Origin of the sequence: Limosilactobacillus coleohominis 101-4-CHN, assembly GCF_000161935.1 — a bacterium.
Classification (GTDB): Bacteria; Bacillota; Bacilli; order Lactobacillales; family Lactobacillaceae; genus Limosilactobacillus; species Limosilactobacillus coleohominis_A.
The window spans coordinates 219,386-243,767 of the sequence record NZ_GG698803.1; the positions used below are offsets into that span (position 1 = coordinate 219,386).

40 protein-coding genes are annotated in these 24,382 nt (G+C 41.2%); all 40 read left to right on the forward strand.

Features of this window, described 5'->3' with window-relative positions:
* Window positions 1-173 precede the first annotated feature (173 nt).
* Window positions 174-482: a 30S ribosomal protein S10 gene (rpsJ, locus tag HMPREF0501_RS04205; protein WP_006916612.1), complete on the forward strand. Its 309-nt coding sequence runs from the start codon at window positions 174-176 to the stop codon at window positions 480-482.
* Window positions 483-532: 50 nt separating this feature from the next.
* The gene (rplC, locus tag HMPREF0501_RS04210) at window positions 533-1,195 is read left to right on the forward strand and encodes a 50S ribosomal protein L3 (protein ID WP_006916613.1); all 663 of its coding nucleotides are present in this window, start codon (window positions 533-535) and stop codon (window positions 1,193-1,195) included.
* Window positions 1,196-1,213: 18 nt separating this feature from the next.
* Window positions 1,214-1,837 carry a 50S ribosomal protein L4 gene (gene rplD / locus HMPREF0501_RS04215; protein WP_006916614.1) on the forward strand — a complete coding sequence of 208 codons (624 nt, stop codon included), beginning with the start codon at window positions 1,214-1,216 and terminating at the stop codon, window positions 1,835-1,837.
* Window positions 1,837-2,130 carry a 50S ribosomal protein L23 gene (gene rplW / locus HMPREF0501_RS04220; protein ID WP_006916615.1) on the forward strand — a complete coding sequence of 98 codons (294 nt, stop codon included), beginning with the start codon at window positions 1,837-1,839 and terminating at the stop codon, window positions 2,128-2,130. Before rplD ends, rplW begins: the two co-directional genes overlap by 1 nt.
* Before the next feature lie 25 nt (window positions 2,131-2,155).
* Window positions 2,156-3,001: a 50S ribosomal protein L2 gene (gene rplB / locus HMPREF0501_RS04225; RefSeq protein ID WP_006916616.1), complete on the forward strand. Its 846-nt coding sequence runs from the start codon at window positions 2,156-2,158 to the stop codon at window positions 2,999-3,001.
* Between the two features lie 35 nt (window positions 3,002-3,036).
* Window positions 3,037-3,318: a 30S ribosomal protein S19 gene (rpsS, locus tag HMPREF0501_RS04230; RefSeq protein WP_006916618.1), complete on the forward strand. Its 282-nt coding sequence runs from the start codon at window positions 3,037-3,039 to the stop codon at window positions 3,316-3,318.
* Between the two features lie 19 nt (window positions 3,319-3,337).
* Window positions 3,338-3,685: a 50S ribosomal protein L22 gene (gene rplV, locus HMPREF0501_RS04235; RefSeq protein WP_006916619.1), complete on the forward strand. Its 348-nt coding sequence runs from the start codon at window positions 3,338-3,340 to the stop codon at window positions 3,683-3,685.
* 12 nt (window positions 3,686-3,697) lie between these two features.
* Window positions 3,698-4,357: a 30S ribosomal protein S3 gene (gene rpsC / locus HMPREF0501_RS04240; RefSeq protein WP_006916620.1), complete on the forward strand. Its 660-nt coding sequence runs from the start codon at window positions 3,698-3,700 to the stop codon at window positions 4,355-4,357.
* Between the two features lie 3 nt (window positions 4,358-4,360).
* Window positions 4,361-4,795 carry a 50S ribosomal protein L16 gene (gene rplP / locus HMPREF0501_RS04245; protein WP_006916621.1) on the forward strand — a complete coding sequence of 145 codons (435 nt, stop codon included), beginning with the start codon at window positions 4,361-4,363 and terminating at the stop codon, window positions 4,793-4,795.
* The gene (gene rpmC, locus HMPREF0501_RS04250) at window positions 4,785-4,991 is read left to right on the forward strand and encodes a 50S ribosomal protein L29 (RefSeq protein ID WP_006916622.1); all 207 of its coding nucleotides are present in this window, start codon (window positions 4,785-4,787) and stop codon (window positions 4,989-4,991) included. Before rplP ends, rpmC begins: the two co-directional genes overlap by 11 nt.
* Before the next feature lie 24 nt (window positions 4,992-5,015).
* Window positions 5,016-5,282, forward strand: coding sequence for a 30S ribosomal protein S17 (gene rpsQ / locus HMPREF0501_RS04255; RefSeq protein WP_006916623.1), 267 nt, complete (start codon window positions 5,016-5,018; stop codon window positions 5,280-5,282).
* A 70-nt stretch (window positions 5,283-5,352) separates the two neighbouring features.
* Window positions 5,353-5,721 (forward strand): 50S ribosomal protein L14, encoded by a 369-nt coding sequence (rplN, locus tag HMPREF0501_RS04260; RefSeq protein ID WP_006916624.1) that lies wholly within the window; start codon window positions 5,353-5,355, stop codon window positions 5,719-5,721.
* 31 nt (window positions 5,722-5,752) lie between these two features.
* Complete coding sequence (rplX, locus tag HMPREF0501_RS04265) at window positions 5,753-6,061, forward strand: 50S ribosomal protein L24 (protein ID WP_006916625.1); 309 nt, start codon at window positions 5,753-5,755, stop codon at window positions 6,059-6,061.
* Window positions 6,062-6,090: 29 nt separating this feature from the next.
* Window positions 6,091-6,633: a 50S ribosomal protein L5 gene (gene rplE, locus HMPREF0501_RS04270; RefSeq protein WP_006916626.1), complete on the forward strand. Its 543-nt coding sequence runs from the start codon at window positions 6,091-6,093 to the stop codon at window positions 6,631-6,633.
* Between the two features lie 18 nt (window positions 6,634-6,651).
* On the forward strand, window positions 6,652-6,837 hold the full coding sequence (locus HMPREF0501_RS08720; RefSeq protein ID WP_006916627.1) for a type Z 30S ribosomal protein S14: 186 nt from the start codon (window positions 6,652-6,654) through the stop codon (window positions 6,835-6,837).
* Between the two features lie 29 nt (window positions 6,838-6,866).
* Window positions 6,867-7,265, forward strand: a complete 399-nt coding sequence (gene rpsH, locus HMPREF0501_RS04275) for a 30S ribosomal protein S8 (RefSeq protein WP_006916628.1) — start codon at window positions 6,867-6,869, stop codon at window positions 7,263-7,265.
* A gap of 27 nt (window positions 7,266-7,292) precedes the next feature.
* Entirely contained in the window at window positions 7,293-7,829 is a 537-nt protein-coding gene (gene rplF / locus HMPREF0501_RS04280) for a 50S ribosomal protein L6 (RefSeq protein WP_006916629.1), read from the forward strand.
* Between the two features lie 40 nt (window positions 7,830-7,869).
* The gene (rplR, locus tag HMPREF0501_RS04285) at window positions 7,870-8,235 is read left to right on the forward strand and encodes a 50S ribosomal protein L18 (protein WP_040455851.1); all 366 of its coding nucleotides are present in this window, start codon (window positions 7,870-7,872) and stop codon (window positions 8,233-8,235) included.
* A gap of 21 nt (window positions 8,236-8,256) precedes the next feature.
* Entirely contained in the window at window positions 8,257-8,766 is a 510-nt protein-coding gene (rpsE, locus tag HMPREF0501_RS04290) for a 30S ribosomal protein S5 (RefSeq protein ID WP_006916631.1), read from the forward strand.
* A gap of 15 nt (window positions 8,767-8,781) precedes the next feature.
* The gene (gene rpmD, locus HMPREF0501_RS04295) at window positions 8,782-8,964 is read left to right on the forward strand and encodes a 50S ribosomal protein L30 (protein WP_006916632.1); all 183 of its coding nucleotides are present in this window, start codon (window positions 8,782-8,784) and stop codon (window positions 8,962-8,964) included.
* A gap of 29 nt (window positions 8,965-8,993) precedes the next feature.
* Entirely contained in the window at window positions 8,994-9,428 is a 435-nt protein-coding gene (gene rplO, locus HMPREF0501_RS04300; protein WP_006916633.1) for a 50S ribosomal protein L15, read from the forward strand.
* On the forward strand, window positions 9,428-10,726 hold the full coding sequence (gene secY, locus HMPREF0501_RS04305) for a preprotein translocase subunit SecY (RefSeq protein WP_006916634.1): 1,299 nt from the start codon (window positions 9,428-9,430) through the stop codon (window positions 10,724-10,726). The genes rplO and secY overlap by 1 nt, the downstream gene beginning before the upstream one ends.
* 16 nt (window positions 10,727-10,742) lie before the next feature.
* On the forward strand, window positions 10,743-11,405 hold the full coding sequence (locus HMPREF0501_RS04310) for an adenylate kinase (protein WP_006916635.1): 663 nt from the start codon (window positions 10,743-10,745) through the stop codon (window positions 11,403-11,405).
* Between the two features lie 131 nt (window positions 11,406-11,536).
* Window positions 11,537-11,755 (forward strand): translation initiation factor IF-1, encoded by a 219-nt coding sequence (gene infA / locus HMPREF0501_RS04315; RefSeq protein WP_006916636.1) that lies wholly within the window; start codon window positions 11,537-11,539, stop codon window positions 11,753-11,755.
* Between the two features lie 32 nt (window positions 11,756-11,787).
* On the forward strand, window positions 11,788-11,904 hold the full coding sequence (rpmJ, locus tag HMPREF0501_RS04320) for a 50S ribosomal protein L36 (RefSeq protein ID WP_006916637.1): 117 nt from the start codon (window positions 11,788-11,790) through the stop codon (window positions 11,902-11,904).
* Between the two features lie 25 nt (window positions 11,905-11,929).
* The gene (rpsM, locus tag HMPREF0501_RS04325) at window positions 11,930-12,295 is read left to right on the forward strand and encodes a 30S ribosomal protein S13 (RefSeq protein ID WP_006916638.1); all 366 of its coding nucleotides are present in this window, start codon (window positions 11,930-11,932) and stop codon (window positions 12,293-12,295) included.
* Window positions 12,296-12,320: 25 nt separating this feature from the next.
* On the forward strand, window positions 12,321-12,707 hold the full coding sequence (rpsK, locus tag HMPREF0501_RS04330; protein ID WP_006916639.1) for a 30S ribosomal protein S11: 387 nt from the start codon (window positions 12,321-12,323) through the stop codon (window positions 12,705-12,707).
* A gap of 83 nt (window positions 12,708-12,790) precedes the next feature.
* The gene (locus HMPREF0501_RS04335; protein WP_006916640.1) at window positions 12,791-13,732 is read left to right on the forward strand and encodes a DNA-directed RNA polymerase subunit alpha; all 942 of its coding nucleotides are present in this window, start codon (window positions 12,791-12,793) and stop codon (window positions 13,730-13,732) included.
* A 28-nt stretch (window positions 13,733-13,760) separates the two neighbouring features.
* Window positions 13,761-14,141 (forward strand): 50S ribosomal protein L17, encoded by a 381-nt coding sequence (rplQ, locus tag HMPREF0501_RS04340; RefSeq protein WP_006916641.1) that lies wholly within the window; start codon window positions 13,761-13,763, stop codon window positions 14,139-14,141.
* A 175-nt stretch (window positions 14,142-14,316) separates the two neighbouring features.
* Window positions 14,317-15,153, forward strand: a complete 837-nt coding sequence (locus HMPREF0501_RS04345; protein ID WP_006916642.1) for an energy-coupling factor transporter ATPase — start codon at window positions 14,317-14,319, stop codon at window positions 15,151-15,153.
* Window positions 15,120-15,998: an energy-coupling factor transporter ATPase gene (locus tag HMPREF0501_RS04350; protein ID WP_040455853.1), complete on the forward strand. Its 879-nt coding sequence runs from the start codon at window positions 15,120-15,122 to the stop codon at window positions 15,996-15,998. The genes HMPREF0501_RS04345 and HMPREF0501_RS04350 overlap by 34 nt, the downstream gene beginning before the upstream one ends.
* Entirely contained in the window at window positions 15,988-16,788 is an 801-nt protein-coding gene (locus HMPREF0501_RS04355) for an energy-coupling factor transporter transmembrane component T family protein (protein ID WP_040455855.1), read from the forward strand. The genes HMPREF0501_RS04350 and HMPREF0501_RS04355 overlap by 11 nt, the downstream gene beginning before the upstream one ends.
* A gap of 12 nt (window positions 16,789-16,800) precedes the next feature.
* Window positions 16,801-17,562 carry a tRNA pseudouridine(38-40) synthase TruA gene (gene truA / locus HMPREF0501_RS04360; RefSeq protein ID WP_006916644.1) on the forward strand — a complete coding sequence of 254 codons (762 nt, stop codon included), beginning with the start codon at window positions 16,801-16,803 and terminating at the stop codon, window positions 17,560-17,562.
* 118 nt (window positions 17,563-17,680) lie between these two features.
* Window positions 17,681-18,124, forward strand: coding sequence for a 50S ribosomal protein L13 (gene rplM / locus HMPREF0501_RS04365; protein WP_006916645.1), 444 nt, complete (start codon window positions 17,681-17,683; stop codon window positions 18,122-18,124).
* Window positions 18,125-18,137: 13 nt separating this feature from the next.
* On the forward strand, window positions 18,138-18,533 hold the full coding sequence (gene rpsI / locus HMPREF0501_RS04370; RefSeq protein ID WP_006916646.1) for a 30S ribosomal protein S9: 396 nt from the start codon (window positions 18,138-18,140) through the stop codon (window positions 18,531-18,533).
* A gap of 136 nt (window positions 18,534-18,669) precedes the next feature.
* Window positions 18,670-19,443 carry a (S)-acetoin forming diacetyl reductase gene (locus HMPREF0501_RS04375; protein WP_006916648.1) on the forward strand — a complete coding sequence of 258 codons (774 nt, stop codon included), beginning with the start codon at window positions 18,670-18,672 and terminating at the stop codon, window positions 19,441-19,443.
* 126 nt (window positions 19,444-19,569) lie between these two features.
* Window positions 19,570-20,199 (forward strand): glycoside hydrolase family 73 protein, encoded by a 630-nt coding sequence (locus tag HMPREF0501_RS04380; RefSeq protein WP_006916649.1) that lies wholly within the window; start codon window positions 19,570-19,572, stop codon window positions 20,197-20,199.
* A 9-nt stretch (window positions 20,200-20,208) separates the two neighbouring features.
* The gene (locus tag HMPREF0501_RS04385; protein WP_006916650.1) at window positions 20,209-20,778 is read left to right on the forward strand and encodes a xanthine phosphoribosyltransferase; all 570 of its coding nucleotides are present in this window, start codon (window positions 20,209-20,211) and stop codon (window positions 20,776-20,778) included.
* A gap of 18 nt (window positions 20,779-20,796) precedes the next feature.
* A complete protein-coding gene (locus HMPREF0501_RS04390; protein WP_006916651.1) occupies window positions 20,797-21,945 on the forward strand; it encodes an ATP-grasp domain-containing protein in 1,149 nt (382 codons plus the stop codon).
* 155 nt (window positions 21,946-22,100) lie between these two features.
* Entirely contained in the window at window positions 22,101-24,380 is a 2,280-nt protein-coding gene (gene pcrA, locus HMPREF0501_RS04395; protein WP_006916652.1) for a DNA helicase PcrA, read from the forward strand.
* The last annotated feature ends 2 nt before the right edge of the window (window positions 24,381-24,382 follow it).

A 24,382-nucleotide genomic window follows, 5' to 3' on the forward strand; every position in this document is an offset into this window, starting at 1 on the left:
ATTATGGTTAAGTGCTTGAATTTACCAAGGGTGTAGTATGCACTAGAATGTAAGTTTAAGATCACAGGCGATGAAGTGGAAGGTTGCGACACACCCGGCCGCTTTGCCACAGGATGTGGCGGTAATTTCCATGGAGCTAGTCAAATTTTAAATCTGACGAAGGAGGGAACATAATGGCAAAACAAAAGATTCGTATTCGTTTAAAGGCTTATGAACACCAAGTTTTAGACCAATCAGCTGATAAGATTGTTGAAACTGCTAAGCGTACTGGTGCTCAAATTTCAGGCCCAATTCCGTTACCAACTGAACGGACTTTATACACGGTGCTTCGTTCACCACACAAGTTCAAGAAGTCACGGGAACAATTTGAAATGCGGACCCACAAGCGTTTGATTGACATTGTTGATCCTACGCCTAAGACGGTTGACTCATTAATGAAGCTTGACCTGCCTAGTGGTGTTGACATTGAAATTAAGCTTTAATTTGAAGCATTAAACGACAAAATAAATCAAAATAAATTGGAGGTGTACTCATGACCAAAGGAATCTTAGGTAAAAAAGTCGGAATGACTCAAGTGTTCACTGACAATGGTGAACTGGTTCCTGTTACTGTAGTCGACGTTACACCAAACGTTGTTATGCAAATTAAGACTGTCGAAAATGATGGTTATAATGCTGTGCAACTTGGTTTCGATGACAAACGGGAAATCTTGAGCAACAAGGCTGAACAAGGTCATGCAGCAAAAGCAAACACGGCTCCTAAGCGCTTCATCGGTGAAATCCGCGACGCTGAATTAGGAGACGACATTAAAGTTGGAGACGAAGTTAAGGCGGATATTTTTGCCGAAGGTGAAACAGTTGATGTAACTGGTATCACTAAGGGTCATGGTTACCAAGGTAACATCCATAAGGATGGTCAATCTCGTGGACCTATGGCACACGGTTCTCGTTATCACCGTCGTCCTGGTTCATTAGGTGCAATTATTAACCACGTTTTCAAGGGAAAGAAGCTCCCAGGTCGTATGGGTGGTAATACCCGCACTATGCAACACTTACAAGTTGTAAAGGTTGATACTGAAAACAATGTATTACTCATTAAGGGTAATGTTCCAGGTGCCAACAAATCATACGTAACTATTAAAAACTCAGTTAAGGCTAACACTAAGAAGAGCCTTAGCAAACAACACAATAATTAAGAAAGGAGGAAGTAAATTATGACTAGCGTTGCATTATTCAACCAAGATGGTAGCCAAAATGGCAATATTGATTTAAACGATGCAATTTTTGGTGTTGAAGTTAACGAAAATGCAGAATATGAATCAATTATTCGTCAACGGGCTTCACTTCGCCAAGGGACACACGCAGTTAAGAACCGTTCAGCAGTTCGCGGTGGTGGTAAGAAGCCATGGCGTCAAAAGGGTACTGGACGTGCTCGTCAAGGTTCTATCCGTTCACCACAATTCCGTGGTGGTGGGATTGTATTTGGACCTACTCCACGTTCATACAACTACCGTCTGCCTCGTAAGGTTCGTCAACTTGCTATTAAATCAGCTCTTTCTCAAAAGGTTGCAGATGATAAGTTTGTTGTAGTTGATTCAATTAACTTTGATGCACCAAAGACGAAAGAATTTGCTAGTGTATTAGACAACTTAAAGGTCAACGAAAAAGTGTTGATCGTTGTAACTGACGATGATAAGAATGCGGGATTATCAGCACGTAACCTGTCAAAGGTTAATGTTGTTACACCTGCTGGTGTGAACATTTTGAACGTTGTTGATGCTCAAAAGATCGTCATTACTAAGTCAGCTCTTTCTCAAGTAGAGGAGGTGCTCGCATAATGGAAGCACGCGATATTATCTTACGTCCTGTTATTACAGAAGCATCTACTGCTGCAATGGACGATAAGCGTTACACATTTGATGTTGATTTACGAGCAACTAAGACGCAAGTTAAGAATGCTGTCGAAGAAATCTTCGATGTTAAAGTTGTCAAAGTTAACATTATGAACATTAAGGGGAAGCAAAAGCGTCAAGGTCGTTACGTTGGCTACACTAAGCGTCGTCGTAAGGCCATTGTTCAACTTTCTGCTGACTCAAAGGAAATTAAGTTGTTTGCAGAAGACAACAACTAAACTTAAAAGTTAGGAGGAAAAAATAGTGGGAATTCGTAAATATAAAGGAACCACTAACGGTCGCCGTAACATGAACGGATTTGACTTCGCTAACATTACGAAGACTACTCCAGAAAAGTCACTGTTAGCACCTTTAAAGCATACCGCAGGCCGTAACAGTCAAGGTAAAATGACTGTTCGTCACCGTGGTGGTGGTACAAAGCGTCAATACCGTATCATTGACTTTAAGCGGAACAAGGATAATGTTCCAGCAACTGTTAAAGCAATTGAATATGATCCAAATCGTACTGCTAACATTGCACTGTTAGTATACGCTGACGGAACCAAGGCATACATTTTAGCACCTAAGGGACTTGAAGTTGGTATGACTGTAGAGGCTGGTCCAGAAGCAGATATTAAGGTTGGTAATGCTCTTCCATTGAAGAACATTCCGGTTGGTACTGTTATTCATAACATTGAATTGAAGCCAGGAAAGGGTGGACAATTAACTCGTTCCGCTGGTGCTTCAGCTCAATTACTTGGTAAGGAAGAGAAGTATGTTTTAGTACGTCTTTCTTCTGGTGAAGTTCGGATGGTATTAGCAACTTGCCGTGCTACGATTGGTTCAATCGGTAACGAAGAACGTGCTTTGCTTATCAAGGGTAAGGCAGGTCGCAATCGTTATGCAGGTCGTCGTCCACATGTTCGTGGTTCTGTTATGAACCCTAACGATCACCCACATGGTGGTGGTGAAGGTAAGCAACCAGTTGGTTTACCATCTCCACTTTCTCCATGGGGTAAGAAGACTGTTGGTAAGAAGACGCGTTCACACAAGGCTCGTTCCAACAAGTTCATTGTTCGTGGTCGTAAGCGTGGTCCACATACTCGTTAATTTTAATTTGATAATACCTGAGAGGAGGTACAAATATGGCTCGTAGTTTGAAAAAAGGACCTTTTGCTGACGCATCTCTGCTAAAAAAGGTCGAAGCACAAGCCGATAACGAAAAGAAATCAGTTATCAAAACCTGGTCTCGTCGTTCTACGATTTTCCCAAGCTTCATTGGATACACCTTTGCTGTTTATGATGGTCGTAAGCATGTGCCAGTTTACGTGCAAGAAGATATGGTTGGTCACAAGCTTGGTGAATTTGTTCCAACACGGACTTTCCATGGTCATGCATCTGATGACAAGAAGACTAAAGCTAAGTAATTAAGGAGGGAATTGAGTAATGGCTGAAAATGTTACTTCAGCTAAGGCAACTGCTAAGATGGTCCGTGTATCATCTCGGAAGGTTCGTTTAGTTTTAGATACTATTCGTAACAAGAGCGTTGCTGAAGCATTTGCTATTCTGAAGTTCACTCCTAATGGTGCTGCTTCAGATGTTGAAAAAGTATTGAAATCTGCTGTTGCAAACGCTGAAAATAATTTTGACCTTGATCGTGCTTCATTGGTTGTTTCAGAAGCTTTTGCAAACGAAGGACCAACCCTTAAGCGGTTCCGTCCACGTGCTAAAGGTTCTGCTTCCCCAATTAATAAGCGGACAAGTCATATCACAGTGGTTGTTACAGAAAAATAGGAGGAATGAATAGTGGGTCAAAAGATTAATCCTAATGGTTTCCGTGTTGGGGTCATTCGTCCATGGAGTGCTAAGTGGTACGCTGATAAAAAGCACTACGCTGAATACCTAAACGAAGACCTTCGGATCCGTAAATATATCGAAAAGCGACTTGCTGATGCCTCTGTCTCAACCATCGAAATTGAACGTGCCGCAAATCGCGTTAACGTTTCAATCCATACCGCTCGTCCTGGGATGGTAATTGGTAAAGGTGGTTCAGAAGTTGAAGCACTTCGCCTTGAATTAAACAAACTAACTGGTAAGCGTGTTCACATCAATGTTGTTGAAATTAAAAAGCCTGATTTGGACGCTCACCTGGTTGGTGAAAATGTTGCACAACAACTTGAAAATCGGATTGCTTTCCGTCGTGCAATGCGTGGGGCTATGCAACGTGCAATGCGTGCTGGTGCAAAGGGTATTAAGATCCAAGTTGCTGGTCGTTTAAATGGGGCAGATATGTCACGGGTTGAATCATACTCTGATGGTACTGTTCCGTTGCATACACTTCGTGCAGATATTGATTACTCATGGGATGAAGCTCGTACTACCTATGGTGCTTTAGGTATTAAGACCTGGATCTACCGTGGTGAGGTTCTTCCTGAAAAGAAGAATAATTCAAAAGGAGGGAAGTAAAACATGCTAGTACCAAAGCGAGTTAAACACCGTAAGGTTCAACGTGGTCACCTTCGTGGTGAAGCTAAAGGTGGTAAGACGGTCGCTTTCGGTGAATACGGTTTGCAAGCATTAGATTCACATTGGATTTCAAACCGTCAAATCGAAGCTGGCCGTATCGCAATTACCCGTTACATGAAGCGTGGTGGTAAGGTATGGATTAAGATCTTCCCACACCTGTCATACACTAGCAAGGGTGTTGGTGTCCGGATGGGTAACGGTAAAGGTGCTCCCGAAGGTTGGGTAGCCCCTGTTAAGCGTGGCAAGGTATTGTTTGAAGTTGCAGGTGTTTCTGAAGAAGTTGCACGTGAAGCTTTACGTCTTGCCGGTACCAAGATGCCAGTTCGCACTAAGATTATCAAACGTGAGGAAGTAGGTGGACAATCTCATGAAGAGTAAAGATTTTGTAAAAGAGCTGAATGGATTAACCACTGATCAATTGCTTAGCCGTGAAAAGGAATTGAAGGAACAATTGTTTAACTTACGTTTCCAATTAGCAACCGGCCAGTTGGAAAACACTGCAAGCCTTAAGAACGTTCGCAAGGACATTGCTCGGGTTAAGACAGTTCTTCGCCAACAAGAATTAAATAAATAAGAATACGAAAAGGAGGATTAGCGCATGAGTGACGAACGTAATGCACGTAAGGTGTACCAGGGTCGCGTTGTTTCAGATAAGATGGACAAGACCATTGTTGTCTCAGTTGATACTTACAAGAGTGCTCCAATTTATGGTAAGCGTGTAAAGTACTCAAAGAAATTTTATGCCCATGATGAAAACAATGAAGCTCACACTGGTGACACCGTTCAAATCATGGAAACTCGGCCGCTTTCTGCAAAGAAGCGTTTCCGGCTTGTTAAGGTTGTCAAGAAGGCAGTTATTCTTTAGTGCTTTCTATTGCAATCCAATTTAATTCGTATTCTAATTCTTATAAAAAGATGGAAGGAGGACATTAACCGTGATTCAACAAGAAAGTCGGTTGAAGGTCGCTGATAACTCTGGTGCCCGTGAGATTTTAGTAATCAAGATTCTTGGCGGTTCCCGAGTTAAGACCGGTAATATTGGTGATATTATTGTTGCTACTGTTAAACAAGCAACACCAGGTGGCGTTGTCAAAAAGGGTGACGTTGTCAAAGCTGTTGTTGTACGGACTAAGCATGGTCTGCACCGTAAGGATGGTTCATACATCAAGTTTGATGAAAACGCTGCTGTTTTGATTAACAACGACAAGAGCCCTAAGGGTACCCGTATTTTTGGCCCAATCGCTCGTGAGTTACGTGATGACGACTTCATGAAGATCGTTTCACTGGCCCCAGAAGTTCTTTAAGATTACCAAAAATAAGGAGGTGCACTACCACATGTTTTTAAAGACAGGTGACAAAGTTCGCGTCATTACCGGTAAGGACAAGGGTAAGGAAGGTACTATCAAGAAGACCCTTACTAAAGAAAACCGTGTAATCGTTGAAGGAATTAACAAAATTAAAAAACACCAGAAGCCAAGTAATTCTAACCCTAACGGTGGGATTGTTGACACTGAGGCGCCAATTCAAGCATCAAATGTGATGTTAATTGATCCATCAACTAACGAACCAACTCGTGTTGGCTTCAAAGTTGTTGACGGCAAGAAAGTTCGGATTGCCAAGAAGTCTGGTAAGCAAATCGATTAATATAAAAAGAAAGGAGGAAATTATTTCTCATGGAAAACCGTTTAAAGGCTAAGTACGAAAATGAAGTTCGTCCATCATTAATTGAAAAGTTTAATTACTCTTCTGTAATGGCTGCTCCTAAGATCGAAAAGATCGTTCTTAACATGGGTGTTGGGGATGCAACTCAAAACTCAAAGAACCTTGATGAAGCAGTTGAAGAATTAGGTTTAATCGCTGGTCAAAAGCCTGTGATTACTAAGGCAAAGAAGTCCATTGCCGGTTTCCGTTTACGTGAAGGTATGAAAATTGGTGCCAAGGTTACATTACGTGGTGAACGTATGTATGACTTCTTGGACAAGTTAGTTAACGTTTCACTTCCTCGTGTTCGTGACTTCCACGGTGTTTCAAATAAATCATTTGATGGTCGTGGTAATTACACACTTGGTGTACGTGAACAATTAATTTTCCCAGAAATTAATTATGATAACGTTAAGCGTGTTCGTGGTTTAGATATTGTTATTGTTACAACCGCAAACACCGATGAAGAATCACATGAATTATTGGCACAATTGGGTATGCCATTCGCTAAGTAAAAGGGAGGTTTCACAAAAGTGGCTAAAAAATCAATGATCGCTAAGTGCAAGCGTCCAGCTAAGTTTTCATCACGTGAATACACACGTTGTGAACGTTGTGGCCGTCCGCACTCAGTTTACCGTAAATTCCACCTATGCCGGCTTTGCTTACGCGACCTTGCCCATGAAGGTAAAATCCCTGGCATGAAGAAGGCTAGTTGGTAAACAATTCGACAAAAGGAGGAAAAACATCGATGTCTATGAGTGATCCAATTGCAGATTTCTTAACTCGTATTCGTAATGCTAATATGGCACACCACGAAACAGTTGAAGCACCTGCATCAAAGATGAAGAAGGACATTGCTGAAATCTTAAAGCAAGAAGGTTTTGTACGCGATGTTGAATATGTTGATGACAACAAGCAAGGCATCATCCGTGTATTCTTAAAGTATGGTCAAGATGGCGAACAAGTAATTTCTGGCTTAAAGCGTATTTCTAAGCCAGGTCTGCGGACATACGTTAAGGCTGACGCGGTACCAAAGGTTCTGAATGGTTTAGGCATTGCTATCATCTCAACATCAAATGGTGTTGTTACTGATAAAGTTGCTCGTGCCAAGAAGGTCGGCGGCGAAGTTATTGCTTACGTTTGGTAAAAAGAATAGTCGATAGGAGGTGTATTTATGAGTCGTATTGGTTACAAGGAAATTGACTTGCCAGAAGGCGTTGAGGTTTCACAAAAGGGTAATGTTGTTACTGTTAAGGGACCAAAGGGGACTTTAACTCGTGAAATTTCACCACTAATTACGATGACCGTTGATGGCAACGTCGTAAAGTTCGACCGTTCCAGTGATGATAACCGTAACCGTTCATTACATGGTACTACCCGTGCTAATGTTAATAACATGGTTGAAGGGGTTGTTAATGGTTACTCCAAGACCTTGAAACTTGTTGGGGTTGGTTACCGTGCACAAATGAAGGGTAAGACATTAGTTTTAACTGTTGGTTATTCAAACCCTGTTGAAGTTGATGTTCCTGAAGATCTTGAAGTGAAAGTTCCAAACAACACTACTATTGAGATTAGTGGTATTAATAAGGAGGAACTTGGAGAATTTGCGGTTTATGTACGTTCAATTCGTTCACCAGAACCTTACAAGGGTAAGGGAATTCGTTACGAAAATGAACACATTATCCGTAAGGAAGGTAAGACTGGTAAGTAATAGCTTATTAGTTAGTTAAATAATCATATAAAATATAGAGGTGACAGTTGTGATTTCAAAACCAGATAAAAACAAAGTCCGTCAACGTCGTCATAAGCGCGTTCGCGGCAAAATCTCTGGTACTGCAGAGCGCCCACGTTTAAGTGTTTACCGTTCTAACAAAAACATTTACGCTCAAGTTATTGATGACGTAAAGGGTGTGACGCTCGCAAGTGCCTCAACTTTAGACAGTGAAGTTAGCGGCAAGACTAAGTCAGAAAAGGCTGCAGGTGTTGGTGCATTAGTTGCAAAGCGTGCTAATGAAAAGAATATCACTAACGTTGTATTTGACCGTGGGGGCTACCTTTACCATGGTCGTGTTCAAGCCTTGGCTGAAGCTGCTCGCGAAAACGGACTGCAATTCTAAAAGAAGGAGGAAAAACCCGTAATGGCTAAATCAACTTATATTGACCCAGCTAAATTAGACCTTGATGATCAAGTTGTAGCTATCAACCGGATTACTAAGGTTGTTAAAGGTGGTCGTCGGATGCGGTTTGCTGCCTTAGTCGTTGTTGGTGATCGGAACGGTCACGTTGGCTTCGGTACTGGTAAGGCGCAAGAAGTTCCTGAAGCAATTCGGAAGGCTTCTGCTGCGGCACAAAAGAACTTGATTGAAGTACCAAAGGTTGGTACAACAATTCCACATGAAGTTATTGGTACTTTTGGTGGTGGTAAGATTATGCTTAAGCCTGCTGTTGAAGGTTCTGGGGTAGCTGCTGGTGGTGCCGTACGTAACGTTATGGAACTAGCTGGTATTGATGATGTTACTTCAAAGCGTTTGGGCTCTAATACGCCAATTAATGTTGTGCGTGCAACATTTGAAGGCTTGAAGTCATTGAAGAGTGCCGATGAAGTTGCTAAGCTTCGTGGTGTTTCTGCTGAACACCTCGCTGAATAATAGGAGGACAAAATAATGGCTAAAGTTAAAGTTACTTTAATCCGGAGTGCTGCCCACCGTGAACCAACTCAACGTCGGACAGTTAAGGCATTAGGCCTCGGTAAATTACACAGCTCCGTTATTCTCCCAGATAACGCAGCTACTCGTGGTGCAATTTTTAAAGTTGCTCACCTGGTTTCAATTGAAGAAGTTAAGTAATACATTTTTACACAAGGAGGTGCAACCTAATGAAATTAAATGAATTAAAGCCTTCTGAAGGTTCCCGTTTTAAGCGTCTTCGTAAGGGACGTGGGTTATCATCAGGTCATGGTTTTACTTCTGGTCGTGGTACTAAAGGTCAAAAGGCTCACGGCAAGACCCGTCTTGGATTTGAAGGGGGCCAAATGCCTCTGTACCGGCAAAAGCCAAAGCGTGGTTTTACTAGTATGAATCATAAGGACTATGCTTTAGTTAACTTGGCAGCGCTCAACAAGTTTGATGATGGTGCTGAAGTTACTCCTGACACATTAGTTGAAGCTGGTATTGTTAAGAATGCTAAGAATGGTGTTAAGGTTCTTGGTAGTGGCAAGCTAGCTAAGAAACTGAATGTAAAAGCTAACAAGTTCTCTGCTTCAGCTGTAGAAGCAATTGAAGCTGCTGGTGGTAAGACTGAGGTGATCTAATGTTCACAACCGTCAAAAATGCATTTAAGGTTAAAGAAATTCGAAGTAAAATTCTGTTTACCTTATTTGTATTGATTGTTTATCGGTTAGGTGCATCCATCACTGTTCCAGGTGTTAATGCTGCAGCATTAGCGCAAATTTCCTCAACTGGTTTAGCTTCAATTTTGAATACGTTTAGTGGTGGTGGATTGGAGAATTATTCCGTCTTTGCAATGGGAGTTTCTCCATATATCACTGCACAAATTGTTGTTCAGTTGTTGCAAATGGACATCGTGCCAAAATTTGTTGAATGGAGTAAACAAGGGGAAGTTGGTCGTCGAAAACTGAATCAGGCAACACGATGGTTAACAATCCTTTTAGGTTTCATCCAGTCAATCGGAATTACGGCCGGATTCAATGCATTAAGCACTATTAAATTGGTGAACAATCCGGGTGTGAGAACATATTTGACAATTGGTCTGATTTTAACTGCCGGAACAATGTTTGCTACATGGCTTGGTGATATGATTACCGAGCGGGGGTTAGGAAACGGTGTTTCAATGTTAATCTTTGCCGGAATTGTTGCTCAATTTCCGAAGGGATTACAGCAGCTATGGGATGACCAAATTGTTGGCGAATCCGGATCAGCACTATGGGCTGGAACTGGGTTTATTGCAGTGGTCGCACTTTGTTTGTTGATCATCGTTGCTTTTGTAACGTGGGTTCAACAAGCAGAACGGCGTTTACCAATTCAATATACAAGAAGAACAACTACTTCGCCAAAAAGTAGTTATTTGCCGTTAAAAATCAACGTTTCGGGAGTGATTCCGGTTATTTTTGCTGGATCATTTATTTCTACGCCACAGACAATTTTAATGGCTTTTCAACGAACTCACGGTGGCGATTCTTGGTATCAAATAATGACTAATATTTTTAATATGCAGTCAGGACCAGGGATTACATTGTATACATTACTGATTATTATTTTCACTTTCTTCTATGCATTTGTACAGGTTAATCCTGAGAAGTTAGCTGAGAATTTACAGAAACAAGGGAGTTATATTTCTGGTGTTTGGCCAGGTAAGGGAACGCAGACATTTGTTTCCCACCTGTTAATGCGGCTTTCAACAGTTGGTTCCCTTTTTCTAGGAATTATTTCATTAATTCCATTGATTGCAAGCAATGTGTGGAACCTTAGCCAATCAATTGGTTTAGGTGGTACTAGTTTGTTGATCGTTGTTCAAATTGCTTTGGATGTAAACCGGCAATTAAATGGATTAACAATGAAACGTGAATATATTGGATTTATCCATGATTAAGTAGGAGGACACTGCTATGAGTATGAACCTCGTTTTGATGGGTTTGCCAGGTGCCGGTAAAGGTACTCAAGCTCAAAAGATTGTTGAAGACTTCGATATCCCACATATCTCGACTGGTGATATTTTTCGTGCAGCGATGAAGAATGGAACGCCGATGGGCAAAGAAGCTAAGAAGTATATCGATAAAGGTGAACTGGTTCCAGATGAAGTTACAAATGGAATTGTTGAAGAACGGTTAGCTAATGATGATACTAAAGATGGCTTCATGTTAGATGGTTTTCCTAGAAATCTTGTTCAAGCGAATGCTTTGAATAAAATGCTGGAAAATAAAGGTCGTCGCTTAGATGCTGTGATTAATATTCACGTTGAACCTGATGTTCTAGTTGATCGTTTATCAGGTCGATTCATTTGTAAGAATTGTGGTGCTACTTATCATAAGTTGTATAACCAACCTAAAGTAGAAGGAACTTGTGATGTATGTGGTCATCATGAGTTCTTCCAACGTGATGATGATAAACCCGAAACGGTTAAGAACCGTCTTGATGTTAATATTAAGTTGAATACACCATTAGTTGATTTTTATGAAAAGCAAGGAATTTTGCATCAAATCGATGGTGAACAAGATATTAATAGGGTTTATCAAGATGTTAAGCAAGTACTAGAAAACCTTACAAAGTAGATTGCGACGATACTCTTGCGTAAAACAACGGTCTATGTTAAACTATGCAAGGTTTATCTAGCTCGTAGTGGGTAGCGTTTAGCAACCCACCTTTTTACGTAATTTTAAGTCCGGCAAGGAGGAACCATTCAGTGGCAAAAGCTGATGTAATCGAAGTCGAAGGTAAAGTGACTGAAACTTTACCGAATGCAATGTTTAAAGTTCAACTGGAAAATGGGGTAGAAATTTTAGCTCACGTTTCTGGTAAGATTCGGATGCACTACATTAAAATTTTACCTGGAGACCGTGTTAAGGTTGAAATGTCCCCTTATGATCTGACCAAAGGTCGGATTACTTTCCGGTTTAAATAGGTCTTAGTCTATACCAGAGGAGGATTTTCATAATGAAAGTACGACCATCAGTAAAAAAGATGTGCGATAATTGTAAGATTGTTAAGCGTCGTGGTCGGGTTATGGTTATTTGCTCTAACCCTAAACATAAGCAACGTCAAGGTAAGTAATTTTTAAGGAAACGGAGGTGTAAAAATGGCTCGTATTGCTGGTGTCGATTTACCTCGTGATAAGCGAATCGTAATCGGCTTAACATACATTTATGGTATTGGTAACTCAACTGCACAAAAGATTTTGGCAGATGCTGGCGTATCTGAAGATGTTCGTGTACGTGATTTAACACCGGATCAAGAAGAAAAGATTCGTTCGCAAGTTGAAAACATCAAGGTTGAAGGTGATCTTCGCCGTGAAGTTTCGTTGAACATCAAGCGTCTGCAAGAAATTGGTTCTTACCGTGGGATGCGTCACCGTCGTGGTTTACCTGTTCGTGGTCAACACACGAAGAATAATGCACGTACTCGTAAGGGTAAGGCAGTTGCAATTGCTAACAAGAAGAAATAATTAAGTAAAGGAGGTTAGTTAGTTTATGGCAGTCAAAAAAACGCGTAAGCGTCGTGCAAAGAAGAATGTTGAAACTGGTGTTGCTCACATTCACTCAACATTTAACAACACTTTAATTATGATTACTGATGTCCAAGGTAACGCTGTTGCCTGGTCTTCAGCAGGTGTTTTAGGCTTTAAGGGTAGTCGGAAATCCACTCCATTTGCTGCACAAATGGCTTCTGAAGCCGCTGCAAAGCAAGCTATGGAACATGGTATGAAGACTGTTGAAGTTGCTGTAAAGGGTCCAGGTTCTGGTCGTGAATCTGCTATTCGTGCACTTCAAGCAACTGGTCTTGAAGTTACTGCAATTCGTGATGTAACTCCAGTACCACATAACGGTTCTCGTCCTCCAAAGCGTCGTCGTGTTTAATAGTGCATCATTAACGGCGGTGTTTAAGCCAGATGCCTTTTTGGGAAATACGATCCACGTTTTGAAAGGGGTACTAGAGTAGAATGATCGAATTTGAAAAACCAAACATTCACAAAGTTGAAGAAACCGATAATTACGGTAAGTTTGTTGTAGAACCACTTGAACGTGGTTATGGGACAACCCTCGGGAACTCTCTTCGTCGTGTTATGCTCGCTTCGTTACCGGGAGCTGCAATTACAAGCATTAATATTGATGGTGTATTGCATGAATTTAGCACTGTTGAAGGGGTTACGGAAGACGTTACTCAAATCATTTTGAACTTAAAGAAAGTATCCTTGCGGATCGACTCTGAAGATCAAAAGAATTTGGAATTAGACGTTAAAGGTCCTGCAGAAGTAACAGCCGGGGACATCCAAGGTGATGGCGACGTTACTGTTTTGAATCCGGATCTCCACATTGCAACAGTCGCGGATGGTGCAGAATTGCATATTCAAATGACTGCTGATAAGGGGCATGGATACTCCTCTGCTGATGATAATAAGACACGGATGGATTTAGCGATTGGAGTTTTACCAATTGATTCCATCTATACCCCAATCGAACGTGTAAATTACACCGTTGAAAACACTCGGGTTGGTCAAAATAATGACTATGACAAGTTGACTCTTGATGTTTGGACCAATGGTTCACTGACACCAACAGAGGCTGTAAGTCTTGCTGCTAAGATTCTGACGTCACACTTAGCAATGTTTGTTAACTTAACTGAAGAAGCTCAAAGCGCCCAAGTTATGGTTGAACGGGAAGAATCACATCAAGAAAAGGTACTTGACAAAACAATTGAAGAATTTGATCTATCAGTACGTTCATACAATTGTCTTAAGCGGGCAGATATTCAAACCGTTAAGGACTTAACTGAAAAAACTGAGGCTGATATGATGAAGGTTCGTAATTTAGGACAAAAATCACTTGATGAAATTAAGATCAAGTTAAATGAACTTGGTGTTGGATTTCGCCAGGAAGATTAATTTTTAATTTAAAAGGAGGGAGCACTTCATGAGTTACCGTAAGTTAGGACGTACAAGTTCACAACGTAAAGCTTTATTACGTGACTTAACTACTGATTTAATTGTTAATGGTTCAATTAAGACCACTGAACCAAAGGCAAAAGAAGTTCGTAAGACCATGGATAAAATGATCACTCTTGCTAAGCGGGGTGACCTAGCATCACGTCGTAAGGCAGCGGCATTTGTTCGCAATGTTGTTGCAGACGTAAAAGAAGATGGCGATGACATTAAGGTACAATCAGCTCTTCAAAACCTGTTTGAAGAAATTGGACCTAAATATGCTGATCGTAATGGTGGTTACACACGGATTTTGAAGACCATGCCACGTCGTGGTGATGGTGCCCAAATGGTTATTTTAGAACTTGTTTAGTAGTTTAATTAAGAATCACTATGATTGCTGGTATAAAGCGTTATGATGATGGGATTTTTCCTTAGTCTAGCTTGAATGTGAGAAATCACGCGCCACAATTGTAAGTGATTTTTTTATACATATAAATGGATCTTTTGGTAAAATAAAATCAGCAAACTAACGGAGGGACAAGAACATGGCAATTGTTGATGTCCATAATGTGTCTTACACATACCCTGGCAATCAAGAAATGACATTAAAGAATGTTTCGGTTGCTTTCAACCAAAATGAGTGGACAACCATTATTGGTCATAACGGAAGTGGGAAAAGCACTCTTGCACGATTGATCGATGGTCTATTGCCCCTCGACCAAGGATCCATAACGGTTGATGGAGTTCCGGTAAATGAAGATCATTTGTCTGATATTCATCAAAAAATCGGTTTTGTTTTTCAAAACCCAGAAAATCAATTTGTTGGGACTACAGTTGAGGATGATGTGGCATTTGGTTTGGAAAATCATCAGGTACCCAGAAGTGAGATGCAATTTCGTATCAATCAAGCTTTAGCTGATGTAGCGATGCAGAGTTATGCCCATAAAGAACCAGGAATGCTATCAGGTGGTCAAAAGCAACGGGTAGCGATTGCTGGGATTCTCAGTCTTCGTCCGAAAATATTAATTTTTGATGAAGCAACTAGCATGCTAGATCCAGTGGCTAGGCGAACTGTTTTGCAGTTGTTAAAGCGATTAAAAGTTGAGAAAGGTTTTACGATTATCGCAATCTCCCATGATCCAATTGAAGCAACCTATGCCGATAATATTGTGATTATGGATCAGGGACATGTGGTTGCTCATGGAAGAGCTACAGACATTTTGGGTAATTATAATCTACTTAATAAGTATCAGCTGACATTGCCGTTTACTGAGCAACTAAAAAGAGCTTTACAAGCTCGAGGGATGCAATTACCTGCGGAGTACATGACTGAGGAGCAAATAATTAAATGGGTAAGCCAGCAATTAATATTCAAAAACTAAACTATATTTATGGTGGTGAAACGGCATTTGCTTACCAGGCACTGCACAATATCAACTTGGATATTATGGAGAATGAAATAACAGCAATTGTCGGTCAAACAGGTAGCGGAAAATCTACCCTGATGCAGCTGGTTGATGGATTATTGGTGCCAACTTCGGGTAAAATTCAATTAAACGGGGTGACGGTGACTAGCCAATCTAGTAAAGCGGATTTTACTAAATTGCGTCAGCAGATCGGTTTTGTCTTCCAATTTCCTGAGTCACAACTATTTGCGGACACTGTTTTGCAAGATGTAATGTTCGGACCATCGAATTTGGGCATGTCGCAAGATCAAGCGCGGCAGCAAGCAATCGATGCACTTCAATTACTTAAGTTTCCAAGTGATTTGTTTGATCAGTCACCTTTTCAACTTTCTGGCGGACAAATGCGACGGGTGGCGATTGCAGGGGTTCTGGCAATGAAACCGAAAATTTTAATTTTAGATGAACCAACTGCTGGTTTAGATCCAAATGGTCAGCATGAGCTCATGCAATTAATAAAACAGCTTCATGAGCAGGAAACCACGATCATTTTTATCACTCACCAAATGGAACAGGTGGTTCAGTATGCCAATCGAGTAGTGGCGTTGCAAAATGGGAAAATTGCCTTTGAAGGAACACCGCGGCAGTTATTTGATAATCAGGATTTAGTACTTAAAATTGGCTTGGCAGAGCCACACACATTGAGTTTTGCTCGACAGTTAGAGAAGCAGGGGCTGTCACTACATACCCCGCTAACGATAACCGAACTAGCGGATCAAATCGCTAGCACAAAAAGGAAAAGGATGATTAATGATGGGAAATAAAGTAATTTTCGGCCGGTATGTGCCAACAACTTCTTTAATTCATCATCTTGATCCACGATTTAAATTTATTGCCTGTTTTTGGTATGTAATTTTAGTTTTTTTTGCAAATAATTTGTGGACTAATTTGTGGCTAGGCTTGGTTTTACTTTTTATTATTCAACTGAGTCACGTTGCGTTGAAAATGTATTGGGCGGGAATTAAGCCGTTAATGTGGATTATTATAATTACTGCGGCAGTTCAATTATTTTTTTCAACCGGTGGTCATGTCTACTGGCAATGGCACTTCATGAGCATTACTTCTGTCGGTGTGATTCAATCTTTATACTTAATTCTTCGCTTTGCGTATATCATTACAATTTCAACTGTATTAACGGTGACCACAACCACATTGCAACTGGCAGATGCGATTGAGAGTTTGATGAAACCGTTGAAGCATTTAAAGGTACCGGTAAATCAGATTGCAATGATGCTTTCCATTGCGTTGCGTTTTATTCCGACTATTATGGATGAAGTCACCACGATTATGAATGCTCAACGTGCTCGTGGAATGGATTTTTCTGCTGGGAATCTTTATCAACGGGCACGAAAGTTGGTGCCAGTAATGATCCCATTATTTGTATCTTCGTTTAAACGAGCTGAGGAACTGGCCATCGCAATGGAAGCTCGGGGGTACAGCCCAGATGGTCAGCGGACTAAATATCGACTCTTGGTGTGGCACCACCAAGATACGGTAGCAGTTGTAATTCTGCTTTTGATCACAGTAATCCTTGTTACTTTAAGAATATTTTGATAGGAGCTAGCTTTGATTCGTTACAAAATTACCTTTGCATATGATGGAACTAATTTTTCTGGATTTCAAATTCAACCACATAAACGGACAATTGAGCAAACATTGAAAACAATTGTCAACCGAATGGCTAAAAATCCTGACCCAGCCATTTCAATTATTGGTTCCGGGCGAACGGATGCTGGTGTCCATGCCTTAAATCAAGTTGCTCACTTTGATTTTCCTTATCATATTCCAGAGCAATCAATGGTGCGAGCTTTGAATAGTCAGTTACCTTTGGACATTATCGTTAAAAAAGCCGAAATTGTTTCAAATGAATTTCACGCACGATACAACGCTCACCGAAAAAGATATCGCTACCGTGTAACTCAAGGGGAGTTTGTTGATCCGTTTAAGCGTAATTACACTGCCCACTTTAAATATCCAGTAGATATTGCTCACATGAATCGAGCGGCACAGGATTTGGTTGGAACACATGACTTCACCAGTTTTGTTGCCTCTGGATCGCAGGCGAAAAGTAATATCCGGACGATTTATGAAGCAAAAGTTTACTATGAAGACCATGATCACGAAGTTATCTTTGAATTTGTTGGAAATGGCTTTTTGTATAACCAGGTCAGAATCATGGTGGCTTTATTATTAGAAATTGGTAGCGGACAACGCCCAGTTGACGATGTCCAGCGTGTATTAGCAGCACGTGATCGACAGGAGGCACGGATGACTGCACCCGCCAGTGGTTTATATTTGGTTAACGTAGATTATGGTGGTAATAACTAGAATAAACCATTGACTGACAAGGGATAATCAAGTACACTAGTAGCTGGTATTTCTTTTCCATAAATTACTCGGTACACAATTTATTGTAAAAGAAAGACAAAAATTGGAGGACTTAATCGTGAGAACGACATACATGGCAAAACCTGGTGAAGTTGACCGTAAGTGGTACATCGTTGATGCCAAAGACGTTTCTTTGGGTCGTGTAGCATCCGTTGTTGCTTCCATCTTACGTGGTAAGAACAAGCCAACGTTCACCCCTCACGTTGATACAGGTGACAATGTTATCGTAATCAACGCAGCAGATGTTAAGTTAACTGGTAAGAAAGCTAGTCGGAAGATTTACTACCGTCACTCTAACCACCCAGGTGGTTTAAAGCAACGGACTGCTGGTAACTTCCTCGCTGAAGAACCAGCCAAGATGGTTGAACAAACCATTAAAGGGATGCTTCCACACACCCCACTTGGCCGCAAGATGGGTATGAAGTTGCACGTTTACGCTGGTGAAGACCACAGTCATGCAGCTCAAAAGCCTGAAAAACTCGATATCACTAACTTAATCTAAGGAGGGAACGGAATTGGCTCAACAAGTACAATACAGCGGTACTGGACGTCGTAAGGATTCTACTGCACGTGTCCGCTTAGTACCAGGTTCTGGTAAGATTACTATGAACGGCAAAGCAATCGAAGACTACATTCCGTTTGCTAACTTACGTGCCATTGTTAACCAACCATTTGCAGTAACGCAAACTGAAGGTCAATATGACGTATTAGTTAACGTTAACGGTGGTGGCTTCTCTGGCCAAGCTGGAGCAACTCGTCATGGGATTGCTCGTGCTTTACTCGCCGTCGACCCTGACTTCCGTGATGCCTTGAAGAAGGCAGGTCTCTTAACTCGTGACCCACGGATGAAGGAACGTCGTAAGCCAGGTCTGAAGAAGGCTCGTAAGGCTGCTCAATTTAGTAAGCGTTAATTTCGATTATCGTTTCAAATTAAAAGCATCAGGATTTTTCCTGATGCTTTTTTTGTTGACAAAATATTGACTAATGGAAACGCTTTAGATACAATTAAAAATGTTTGAGAAGCATTTCACAAAAGGAGAGATTGTTATGACAAAGAAGGTTGCATTAGTTACTGGTGCAGGTCAAGGCATTGGTGAAGCCATTGCTAAGCGTCTTGCAAAGGATGGTTTTGCAGTTGCTTTAGTTGCTCGTCATATGGACAACTTAAAGAAGGTTGCTGATGAAATTGAAAAAGCCGGTGGTGAAGCCTTTCCAGTAACTGCCGATGTTGCAAAGCGTGATGAAGTTTTTGCTGCAGTTGACAAGACCATTGATAAGTTTGGCGACTTTAATGTAATGGTTAATAATGCTGGAGTTGCTCCCACGACACCGCTCGATACAGTGACTAAGGATGACCTGGATTATGTATACACAATTAACGTTTACGGGACCATTTGGGGAATCCAAGCAGCTCATGAAGCATTTAAGAAACTGGGTCATTCTGGTAAAATCATTAATGCTACCTCGCAAGCCGGGGTTGTCGGTAACCCGAACTTAACTGTTTACTCCAGTTCAAAATTCGCTATTCGAGGAATTACTCAAGTTGTAGCTCGCGAATTAGCTGAAGAAGGAACAACAGTGAATGCCTTTGCACCGGGGATTGTTAAGACGCCAATGATGTACGATATCGCACACAAGGTTGGTCAAAATGCTGGTAAGAGTGACGAATGGGGAATGCAAACCTTTGCCAAGGATATTGCTTTAAAGCGGCTCTCTGAACCCGAAGACGTTGCGAATGCCGTTGCCTTCTTAGCTGGCCCTGATTCTGATTACATTACAGGACAAACCCTTGAGGTTGATGGTGGAATGCAATTTCACTAGAATCAATTTTGATTTGCGGTTGGTTAATAGCCAACCGTTTTTTTTATATTAAATTCATTTAAATTCTTACTGAAAATGCGGTAAAATTGTTACATTAGAATACTAAATAAAAGGAGTCAACGAAGCGTGGCACGTAAAAGAAGACGGCGAACGAGTCCTCGTCGCAAGAAACGTTCGAGTGCATCAAAATGGCTAACGGTTGTTTTAGTCATCTTAATCGTTTTGACAGCTGGTTATGTGGGACACCATCTCTACCAGCGGCATTTGCAGCAAGAAATTATCGAAAAACAGCAACATTCTAAGCAACTCTTTATCAAAGCAATTGCTCCTGAAGCGCAAGCAATGCAGAATCAGTATCACATTAAAGCTTCCATTACGATGGCCCAGGCGATTTTGGAATCCAATTGGGGCACGAGTAAATTAGCTAGTGATTATCACAACCTCTTTGGCATTAAGGGGACGGGTCCCAATTCTAAATTGATGACCACCAAAGAGTATACGCATGGTAAGTGGGTTGTAATTAAGGATCGCTTTAAGGTCTACTCGAGCTGGTCTGCTTCAATTAAGGACCATACTCAATTGATGCTGAATGGGACGCAGTATAAGAAAGAAAATTATCAAAAGGTAATTGATGCAGATAACTATCGTGAGGCTGCTCAAGCATTACAGGATGCCAATTATGCGACCGATCCAGATTACGCTAGTAAGTTAATCAGTGTTATTAAAACCTATCACTTAGACAAATACGACCAATAGGAGAAAATTATGCAAGAACTAAAAGAAAAAATTGAAAAGTACGGTACAGTATTGCCAGGAAATGTTTTAAAAGTTGATGCATTCTTGAACCACCAAGTTGATACAGATTTAATGTACAAAGTTGGTCAAGAATTCGCTAAACATTTTGCTGATCAAGGAATTACTAAAATTTGGACAGTTGAATCTTCGGGGATTGCTCCAGCTGTGATGACAGGGTTAGCCATGCACTTGCCAGTGATTTTTGCGCGGAAGCACAAGAGCCTGACCCTCAATAACAACATGTTTACAGCGGATGTTTATTCCTACACGAAAAAGACTACTAACCGGATCTCCATTTCTAAAAAGTATGTTGAAGCTGGAGAAAAGGTCCTGTTAATTGATGACTTTTTGGCAAATGGTCAAGCGGTTGAAGGGATGATGGAAATCGCTGATCAAGCTGGCGTTCAAGTTGCCGGCGCAGGAATCGTCATTGAAAAAAGTTTTCAACCGGGTGGTAAAGAATTACGAGACAAGGGTGTTGAAGTTTACTCTCTTGCTCAAATCAAATCGTTGGAAGATGGCCAGGTTGAGTTTGTCTAAAAAAGTGAAGGTGTGGTTATGAGTACGGATGTTTTATATCAAGGCAATACCCTTGGAATTATGGAAATTGACCGAAATGGAAAGAAGTTAATTTTAGCTGCTAAGGAAGCCGGCTTAAACGTTGGGGTCTATCTTGATCATCCTGAACCAGAGATTACTAAACAAGCAGACTTTACAGTGATTGGTAATTATCGTGATAAGGATAAGCTAACTGAGTTTGGTCAAAATTGTAATGCAGTGATCTATGAAACGGCAGCTATCGACTCCATCGTTATTAAATATTTGAGTCAATATACAGCGATTCCACAGGGATTAGATCCACTAGAGATTATGCAAGACCGCTTAATGGAACGGGCCTTTTTGAACCAAATCAACGTTAATGTTGCTCCATATGTGACGGTAATTAGTTTAGATGACATTTATCAATCAATTGATTCTATTGGTTATCCGGCCGTTTTAAAACCAATTCAACGCGGCGTTGGCGAGAACTCATTAGTAATCCACAAAGAATCTGATATTGCGCGGGCTGCTGATTTTATCCAAGCGGGAACCTATTTACTTGAATCATGGATTGATCATACCGCAGAGTATGCAATTACAATGGCGATTGATGCTGATGGAAATCACCTTTATCCATTGAGCGAGTTACAATATGGGACTGGACACCGATTACAGGCGGTTAAGTCGCCAGTGGTCGTTCCTGATGAAATGCATCAAGAAATGAAACGGATTGCTAATTCAATCGGTAACCAACTTGGTTATAAGGGAATTATTTCAGTTAATTTCTACGTAACCAGTACTGGCAATCTTTATGTGAAGGATCTGGAGCCCGGGGTTTCGACGAGTGGCAACATCTTCTCGGAAAGTACGAACGTTAGTCAGTATGATCAACAAGTACGGATCTCCGCTGGGCGGCCAGCGCACTTCATTAAAGAAGTTCAACCTGCAATCTTTTTGATTGGGCGCCAAGCACAACTTTCGGCACTGGAACGGCAGGTATTAATTCGGGATAACTGGAAGTTTAGTTTCTTTGCCGCCAACCGTCATCAAGAGAATCCTGTGGTTGCCTACGTGTGGGCAACTGCTGAAGACGGCACGATTGATGAAATTCAAAGTCAGGTTGATGATACCGAAGTTTGGTTTGATCAGGGAAAGGCTGCTGAATAATTTAATCCATGTTCATCAATTGATATTGGTACCTTGAGGGTGATAATGAACTAATTAAATTAGTTCTATCGAACCCTCTTTTTTAATATAACTCAAACTTAAGTTTGGTATAATATTCACTGACTGATTTTAAGAGAGGATGGAATGGTGTGACAATGCAATCAGCACTGGCAGGAATGAATGACAAGCAACAAGAAGCGGTTTTAGCGACTGAGGGTCCGGTTTTAGTAATGGCCGGCGCCGGATCAGGCAAAACGCGGGTGTTAACCCACCGGGTAGCCTACCTAATTGAAGAAAAAAATGTACTACCATGGCATATTCTCGCCATTACCTTTACCAATAAGGCAGCACGCGAAATGAAAGAACGGATTGGTAAGTTGTTAGGTGATAGTGCCAATGATATTTGGGTTTCCACTTTCCATGCGCTATGTGTGCGAATTTTAAGACGGGATATTGATAAGTTAGGCTTCAACACTGCCTTCACAATTGCTGATCCTGGTGAACAACGGACATTAATGAAACGGATTTGTGCGGAGTTAAATATTGACACCAAAAAATTTGATCCTCGGCAGATTCTAAGTGCCATTTCAAATGCCAAGAATGCAATGATGACACCAGATGAATATGAAAAGCGGTATCAAGATCCATTTCGTAAAATGGTTGGTCGAGCTTACCGTCTTTATCAGCGCGAGTTAGAAACCAACCAGACGCTGGACTTTGATGATCTGATTATGAAGACGATTCAGCTATTTAAGGCGGATGCTGAAACGCTGCAATATTATCAAGATAAGTTCCAATATATTCACGTTGACGAATACCAAGATACCAACGATGCTCAGTATGAACTGGTTCATATGTTAGCGGATGGCTATCATAACCTATGTGTGGTTGGTGATGCTGATCAAAGTATTTACGGTTGGCGGGGTGCCAACATGAATAACATTTTGAATTTCGAAAAGGACTATCCGAACGCCACGACAATTATGCTGGAACAAAATTATCGTTCCACACAAACAATTTTAAATGCGGCAAATGAAGTGATTGCTAATAATCAAAAGCGAAAAGATAAGAACCTGTGGACGGAAAATGGTCAAGGTGATAAGATATCGTACTATCGTGCCCAAAGTGAGCACGATGAGGCTTACTACGTGGTGAAAAAAATCCAAGAACAAATGCGGGAACATGGTTATAAGTATGGCGATTTTGCTGTTTTATATCGGACCAACGCTCAATCGCGGATCATTGAAGAAACATTTCTGAAAAGTTCAGTTCCATACACGATGGTCGGTGGTCACAAGTTCTATGACCGAAAAGAAATTCGTGATATTTTAGCTTACTTAACACTCGTTGCCAATCCGAATGATTCAATGAGTTTTGAACGGGTTGTTAATACGCCTAAGCGGGGAATTGGACCAACCAGTATTGAAAAATTGCGGGACTTTGCGGCCACAAATAATATGTCGCTGCTGACCGCTACCCAAAACATCATGTTGGCTAACCAAATTTCAACGAGTGTGCGTAATAAGCTTGATGGTTTTGCCCAAGAAATGCGTACGATTCAGGACCAAGCCGATGAACTTTCCATTACTGAATTAACCGATTTAATCTTGGAGCGGACTGGGTATCGTAAAGCGTTACAAGACGAAGCTGAAAAGAGTCTTCAAGCCCAATCACGGTTGGACAACCTTGATGAATTCAAGTCCGTAACCCAGGAATTTGATAAGAACAACGCAGATGATGCTGCAAATGCTCAAGAAAAATTAACCCGTTTCTTGACTGATCTTGCATTGGTATCTCCGCAAGATGACATTGAAGATCAAGAAAATACGGTAACATTGATGACCTTGCATGCGGCCAAGGGACTAGAATTCCCGGTTGTCTTCCTAATTGGAATGGAACAAAGTATCTTCCCAATGGCCCGGGCCCTGAACAATGCGGAAGAAGAGGAAGAAGAGCGGCGTTTAGCTTATGTTGGTATTACTCGTGCCCAGAAGAAGTTATTCCTTACTAATGCGATGTCCCGGGTTCTATATGGACGAATTCAAAGAAATCCGGAGTCAGAGTTTGTTGACGAAATTGATGACAAACTTTTAGACTTCGATAGTCAACAAAGTATACGAACCCCATTTGGAAATGGTGGGCGAAACAATTATGCGCAGCGTGCAGCAACGGCTACAACTTATGGTGCTAGTCGACGGTCGCATTCATATGCTTCAGCTGGCAAACGAGTTGCCCCAAAGACGAATAATGGTACGGGAGCAGATAAACAATCCTGGAGTGCTGGCGATAAGGTTAAGCATAAAAAGTGGGGAATTGGCACCGTGGTCGCTGTTAATGGTTCAGGAAGCGATATGGAGTTAGATATTGCTTTTCCAAAAGAGGGCGTTCGCCGATTGTTGGCAACATTTGCACCAATTGAAAAGGTAGATGAATAAAG